At 67.3% G+C, this 6,470-nt stretch carries 6 protein-coding genes; 3 read left to right on the plus strand and 3 right to left on the minus strand.

Features of this window, described 5'->3' with window-relative positions; genetic code table 11:
• Positions 1-62 precede the first annotated feature (62 nt).
• Genes P409_RS22720 through P409_RS22730 form a run of 3 tightly spaced genes read right to left on the minus strand, consistent with a single transcriptional unit; the run spans position 63 to position 3,183 of the window.
• Positions 63-800 carry a ThuA domain-containing protein gene (locus P409_RS22720; protein ID WP_034844059.1) on the minus strand — a complete coding sequence of 246 codons (738 nt, stop codon included), beginning with the start codon at positions 798-800 and terminating at the stop codon, positions 63-65.
• Positions 801-833: 33 nt separating this feature from the next.
• Positions 834-1,868, minus strand: a complete 1,035-nt coding sequence (locus P409_RS22725; RefSeq protein ID WP_052121213.1) for a Gfo/Idh/MocA family protein — start codon at positions 1,866-1,868, stop codon at positions 834-836.
• A gap of 37 nt (positions 1,869-1,905) precedes the next feature.
• The gene (locus P409_RS22730; RefSeq protein WP_034844061.1) at positions 1,906-3,183 is read right to left on the minus strand and encodes an ABC transporter substrate-binding protein; all 1,278 of its coding nucleotides are present in this window, start codon (positions 3,181-3,183) and stop codon (positions 1,906-1,908) included.
• Positions 3,184-3,804: 621 nt separating this feature from the next.
• Between P409_RS22730 and cpaB the strand changes: the two genes are divergently transcribed.
• From cpaB to P409_RS22745, 3 genes are all read left to right on the plus strand, one after another.
• Positions 3,805-4,722, plus strand: a complete 918-nt coding sequence (gene cpaB / locus P409_RS36385) for a Flp pilus assembly protein CpaB (protein WP_081991723.1) — start codon at positions 3,805-3,807, stop codon at positions 4,720-4,722.
• Complete coding sequence (locus P409_RS22740; RefSeq protein WP_052121216.1) at positions 4,719-6,080, plus strand: type II and III secretion system protein family protein; 1,362 nt, start codon at positions 4,719-4,721, stop codon at positions 6,078-6,080. The genes cpaB and P409_RS22740 overlap by 4 nt, the downstream gene beginning before the upstream one ends.
• A gap of 6 nt (positions 6,081-6,086) precedes the next feature.
• Positions 6,087-6,470: response regulator (locus tag P409_RS22745; RefSeq protein WP_034844064.1), on the plus strand; the 384-nt coding region annotated here is incomplete at its 3' end.

Below are 6,470 nucleotides of genomic sequence, written 5' to 3' on the forward strand. Positions count from 1 at the left end.
GACAAAGTGAAACGGGCCGGCTGGGGAACCAGCCGGCCCGTCTGCTTTGGGAGTGAGAAACCTCAGCCCATCGCCTCGATCGGATCGCGCCGCGCATTGTCCGGCGGGGTGCGGCGAACGCCGGGCTGGGCGGCCCAGGCCGCGGCGTTAGCGATGACCGTCTGCACCTGGGCGTTGTGGTAGCTCGGGAAGGTCTCGTGCCCCGGCCGGAAGTAGAAGATCCGGCCGTAGCCGCGGCGATAGGTCAGGCCGCTGCGGAACACCTCGCCGCCCTTGAACCAGCTGACGAAGACCAACTCGTCCGGCTCCGGCACGTCGAAGAACTCGCCATACATCTCCTCCTGCGGGATCTCGATGTAGCGGTCGAGCCCGGCGGCGATCGGATGCGCCGGGGCGGTCACCCAGATCCGCTCGGTCTCGCCGTCCTTGCCGTGCACCCGCCAGTTGACGCTGCAGCTGGTGCCCATCAGGCGGCGGAAGATCTTCGAGTAGTGGCCGGAATGCAGCACGATCAGGCCCAGCCCGCCCATGACGTGGCGGCGCACCCGCTCGACCACGGCGTCCGAGACCTTCTCATGCGCCTTGTGGCCCCACCACAGCAGCACGTCGGTGCGGTTCAGCGCCTCGTCGGTCAGCCCGTGCTCGGGCTGGTCCAGCGTCGCGGTGGCGACCGGGAAGCCGCGCTGGCGCAGCGGGTCGGCGATCGCCTCATGGATGCCGTCGGGATAGAGGGCCGAGACCTCGGGGTTCTGCAGCTCGTGCCGGTACTCGTTCCAGACCAGCAGGCGGGGGAGGGCCATGTCGGATGTCTCCAGGGTTGGGCGGCCGGTCGGTCAGGGCAGGGTTTCGGACAGCGACACCCATGTCCCGTCCTGGGCGCCCGACCGCATGCAGGCGAAGCTGGTGGCGAGGGAATGGATGTTGTCCTCGCCGGAGGTGAAGTAGCGCGGCGGCTTGCCCCGGACGGCATCGGCGAAGGCGTTCAGCGTGCCGGCGCGGTCGATCAGCGCCATCGGCTCCAGCGGCAGGTCCTTGGTGGTGCCGTCGGGCCGGCGCAGCATCGCCTTGTCGGCGACGGCGCCCTCCCGGCCGCGCGCCCACCAGACGAGTTCGCCCTCCTCGCATTCGATCGCCCATTCGCCGGTCCAGGTGGTCGGTGTGCCGCGCGACACCCAGGAGCCGCTGTAGGACACCATCAGCCCGCTTTCGAGCGCCAGCAGGGCGTGCGCCGCCGCGTGGTCCTTGAACGGGCTGTCCGGTGTGTTCCAGCTGCGGCAGGCCACCCGCTGCACATTCTCGCCGAAGATCATGCGCATCAGGTCGAAATGGTGGATCGCCATGTCCAGCAGCAGCGGGCCGGGGATGTCATGATACCGGTGACCGGTGACCTTCCAGTTCTGGCGGAAGTCGATCAGCGCCGACAGCGGCCGGCCATAGGTGCCGTCGCGCACCAGGTCGGCCACCAGCTTCACCGCCGCCTGGTAGCGGTAGTTCTGGCTGACCATCAGCACCCGGTTGGCCTTCTTGCCCAGGGCGATCAGCTCCCGCGCCTCCTCCAGCGTCGAGGTGAAGGGCTTCTCGACCAGCACATGCTTGCCGGCCTTCAGCGCGGCCTCGCTGACACTCTTGTGCCCGGCGGTCGGCAGCACGGCCAGGACGCCTTCGGCCTCGACGCCGGCAAGGGCGGCGTCGAGGCTGGGGAAGCACTTCTCCTCGGCCAGGCCCAGAGTCTCCTGGGCCTGCTTCAGCACCTGGGGGTTGGCATCGACGAAGCCGACGACATCGACCGCCTTGACCTGCGGCAGGATGGTGTGGGCCCAGTTCATGCCCCAGCCGCCCAGGCCGACCTGGATCACCTTGACCGACACTTTCGTCTCCCTTCGTCGCTCGGGTTGCGTGTGATGCCTACCAGCGGCCGCCGCGGCTCAGCCGGTTCAGGTCCTTCTGCAGCTGCGCCAGGTTGGTCGTGGCGTCGCCCTGCTTCGACAGGGTGCTGTGGACCGCGTTCCAGAACAGGGACGAGACCTCGCTGTAGCGCTCCCCGGTCACCGCCGACGGGCGGGCCACGGCGCTGTCCAGCACCTGCCGCGTCACCTTGAAGAAGGGGCGCTTCTCCAGGATCTCCGCGTCCTCGTACAGGGCCGGGATGGTCGGCTGGTAGCCGCCTTCGAGGGCGCGGCGCTTCTGCTCGTCCCGGGAGGTCAGGTAGACGGCGAAGGCTGTCGCCTCCTTGGGGCTCTTGGAATATTTCGAGACGGCGATCTGCCAGCCGCCGAGCGTCGCGGCGTTGCGCCCGCCCTCGCCGTCGCCCTTCGGCAGCGGGGCATAGCCGACCTTGCCCTTGACCGGGCTGTCGCCGGCCTCCGCCAGGCTGGCGGCGTAGGGCCAGTTGCGCATGAAGGCGGCATTGCCGGACTGGAACACGCCTCGGGCGTCCTCCTCCATGTAGTTCAGCACGCCGTCGGGCGAGATCGTGCCGATCCAGGAGGCGGCAGTGTCCAGCGCCTTGGCCGCCTGCGGGTTATCGACCGTGATCTTGCCGTCCGGCCCGACGATCGAGCCGCCGCCGAAGCTGGCGATCCATTCCAGCGCGTCGCAGGTCAGCCCCTCATAGGCCCGGCCCTGGAAGACGAAGCCGAAGAAGCGGTCGTTGCCGGCCTTGCGCTCGCCCTCCTGGATGGTCCTGGCGGCCTCGGTCAGCTCGGCCCAGGTTGCAGGCACCTTGAGCTTGTACTTGTCCAGCAGGTCCTGGCGGTAATACAGCAGCCCGGCATCGGTGTACCAGGGCAGGGCCAGCAGCTGGCCGTCGCGGGTCAGCCCCTCGACGATGCTGGGGAAATACTGGTCGATGGTGGCTTGGTCGACCTGCTGCTTCAGGTCGATGAAATGGCTGCCCAGGATGCCGGGCCAGATCACATCGACCTGGAACACGTCGATGTCGCTCGACTTGCCGGTCAGGAACTGCTGGTACAGGGCCAACTGCTCCGAGGTGGATTGCGGCGCGGCGACGACCTTCACCATGTTGCCGGTCTTGGCAGACCAGGCCTTGGCGGCCTCGTCGCAGAGCCGGGACTGGATGCCGGTGGAGCCGCAGGCGAAGGTGATCTCGGCGCCGAACACCGCCGGCGAGGCTGCCAGGGCGAGGGCGAGAGCGGCGAGAGCGGTCAGGTGTTTCCCGGACATGGTTCCTCCTGTGGTCTCGACGAACGGATTCTGGCGTCCATTGCAATCGTTTTCAGATTAGTGGCGCGGGGCCGTTTGGCAACCGGCAATCGGTCGAACCAAGCGGGGCGGCCGGTCGGCGCGCCTGCCGGTCGGAAGGGTGCAGGAGTATCCTAAGGACTCGCCATCAGCCTCGCCGGTCCTGTATCTACAACCCATGGTCGTGGCGGCCATGATGCAGCTCGAATTTTTCTCGATGCCCGGATCGATAAAAAAATGGACATAAATAAATATTCCATATATTTCGATATAGTCTGCAACTCTCGGTCGGGCTTCTAGGAATACACTCCGGCAGATCTCGGATCCAGCCTTTGCATAATATGGTATGCTGGTTTTTCTGCTTGCCGATTTCTAGTAAGAATCATCTCTGATCCGGGATGGTTACAATAAAGCTTGTGCCTTCCATGGATCTGTGCTACATAGTCGGGTATTAATGTTAGTTTAGCTAATCTTTTAAGGAATGCGCGAAATGAACGAATATTCTAGAGTCCAGAGACGTTAGGCGGGTAGGGTTCGAAAATGCCGCCCGGTCCCGCCCGGCGGCCCTTGTGGTTTTGATATGCCTATTGAAGCCCCTCATCGATGAACACGAACGCGCTGACACGAGCTTATCTGGTCCTCGGGGGGCTGGGGGCGGTGTCGCTGATCGCCTACGGCGTATACCGAAGCTATGCACCGGCAGTCACGGCTCCTGCCCCGGCGACGGTGGCGCAACCAGCGCCGGCGAACACCAAGATGTTCGGCATCATGACGGCGGCCCGGTTCATCGCTCGCGGGCAGGTGATCGCGCGGGAGGACGTGTCCACCACGATGATCGCCGGAACGATGCCGCAGGGAGGGCGGACGGCGATCGGCGATGTCGTGGGCAAGGTGGCGACCGCCGACATCCTGCCGCAGCAGCTGCTGCTCGATTCCACCATATCCGCCGATCCGGCCAAGGCGGGCCTGGCTGCACTGGTGCCCGCCGGCTATCGCGCGATCAGCATCCTGACCAATGACGAGATCGCGGTCAGCCAGTTCATCCGGCCGGGCGACAAGGTCGATATCCAGCTGGTGCTGCCCGACACCGTCTTTGCCAAGCAAGGCATGGCGGAGCGGCCGGAAACCGACATCAGCGAAGCGCGCACGGTGCTGCAGGACGTCCTGGTGCTGACCGTCGGCGCCACCCTCGGCGATCCGACACTGGCCCAGGCCGCTGCCGAGCAGACCGCCAGCACATCCGGTCGCCGCAACGATCCGTCGCGGACCATCAGCCTGGCCATGACGCCGGACCAGATCGCCAAATTCGCCCTGGCCCGCAGCCTCGGCGCCTTCTACCTGTCCCTGCGCGGCCCCGACGACCTGCAGCTGATCGGGGACAACACCGCTAAGCTCTCCGACATCCGCGGTCCCACGCCGCCGCCGGCCGCGCCGGCGACGCCGCAGAAGCGCCCGATCGAGCTGATCGTCGGCGACCGCACCCAGCTGATCTACCCGAAGACGTCCGGAGAGCCGCGATGAGGTTTGTGGTCCGCCTGCTGTATGTCGCGGTTCTCGTCCTCGTCACCCAGGTCGCGGGGGCTGAGGAACTGCGGCTCGGCGTCGGCGCCCAGCGCGTGATCAACCTGCCCGCCCCGATCACCCGCATCGTCGTCGGCCAGGGCGGCATCATCGACGCGACGGCCCTGAACGAGGACCAGCTGCAGATCACCGGCCTGCAATCCGGCAAGACCACGCTCAACATCTTCACCGCGCAGTCGGACCAGGGCGTCGCCTACGACGTCACGGTCGGCGGCGCGACCGTCGCCCTGCCCACCATCCCCGACCGCGGCGACCCGGCCCGGCAGATCCGCGGCCAGCCGGGGCTGCAGGGAGTGCGGGTCAGCCGCGACGGCGACACGCTGGTGCTGTCCGGCACGGTGCCGGACCTGGACGCCCATGCCCGGGCCTCGAGCATCGCCCGTGCCTATGGCGGCAACAACGTCGTCGACCTGACCCGGGTCACCGGCAACCAGATGGTCGCCGTCGATATTCAGTTCGCGGCGGTGTCGGCCACCACGCTGCGCGCCCTCGGCTTCAACTTCTCGGCCCTCGGCGGCAGCGACTTCCAGGGCGCGCTGATCGGCCCCAACACCTATCAGAGCTTCAACTTCACCGGCCGCAACCTGTCGATCTCGGCATCGCCGGCGCTGACCAGCGCGTTCAACCTGTTCCTGGCCGATCCGCGCAACGGCATCCTCGGCCTGCTCAGCGCCTTGTCGCAGGCCGGCCTGACCCAGCTGCTGGCGCAGCCGACCCTGCTGGTCCGCTCCGGCGACCATGCGGAGTTCCTGGCCGGCGGCGAGGTGCCGATCCCGGTGCCGCAGGGCGGCGCGTCGATCGGCACCGTGACCATCGAATACCATCAGTACGGCGTGAAGCTGGACATCGCCCCGGTGGTGCTGTCGGACAAGCGCATCGTGCTGAAGGTGGCGCCCGAGGTCAGCGAGCTCGACTACGCCAATGCCCTGGAGTTCCAGGGCTTCCAGGTGCCGGCCTTCCGCCGCCGCTCGACCTCGACCACGGTGGAGCTGGGCAACGGCCAGAGCTTCGTGCTGGCCGGGCTGATGTACAGCAACAGCCAGATCAACGAGAGCAAGTTCCCCTGGCTCGGCGACATTCCGATCATCGGCGCCCTGTTCAAGAGCACCAACAACCAGCAGGAGCGGCAGGAGCTGATCATCGTGGCCACGCCGCGGCTGGTCACGCCCCTGGCCCCGAACCAGATCCCGCCGCTGCCGGGCGTCGACACGCGCAAGTTCAATCCGACCGTCGGCGACATGATCCTGAATGTCGATCAGGTGCAGGATCATCTCGCGCCCTACGGGCTGATGCGGTAGGCGGCCATGCACAGGATCAGCGTCGCCACCTCCGACACCAACATCGCCGCCGCCTTGATCGCGGCCCTGGACGGCGTCGCCGCGGTGATCCGCTCGGCCCCGGACACGGCCTCGCTGGTCGAGCTGTGCGGCAAGACCGAGCTCGACCTGATCCTGCTCGACGCCGACCCGATCTCGGGCTTCGGCACCGCGCTGGCGGATGCGATGCGGTCGGTGATCGCGACCGATCCCGGGGTGCCGGTCGTCGTCCTGGGCGACGAGGCCGATGCCCGCTCGGTGCTGCGGGCGATCCGCGCCGGGGCGACCGATGTGATCGACCGGGACGCGCGCGGCGAGGTGCTGGGCGGCCAGGTCGGCCGGCACCTCACCGGCACGCCGCGCGGCAACGAC

The organism is Inquilinus limosus MP06, assembly GCF_000767795.1.
GTDB classification, from domain to species: domain Bacteria; phylum Pseudomonadota; class Alphaproteobacteria; order DSM-16000; family Inquilinaceae; genus Inquilinus; species Inquilinus limosus_E.

Bases quoted from the DNA above. Each gene is read 5' to 3' on its own strand.
- P409_RS22720 (WP_034844059.1), bottom strand. From the start codon at position 800: ATGGCCCTCCCCCGCCTGCTGGTCTGGAACGAGTACCGGCACGAGCTG.
- P409_RS22730 (WP_034844061.1), bottom strand. From the start codon at position 3,183: ATGTCCGGGAAACACCTGACCGCTCTCGCCGCTCTCGCCCTCGCCCTG.
- cpaB (WP_081991723.1), top strand. From the start codon at position 3,805: ATGAACACGAACGCGCTGACACGAGCTTATCTGGTCCTCGGGGGGCTG.
- P409_RS22740 (WP_052121216.1), top strand. From the start codon at position 4,719: ATGAGGTTTGTGGTCCGCCTGCTGTATGTCGCGGTTCTCGTCCTCGTC.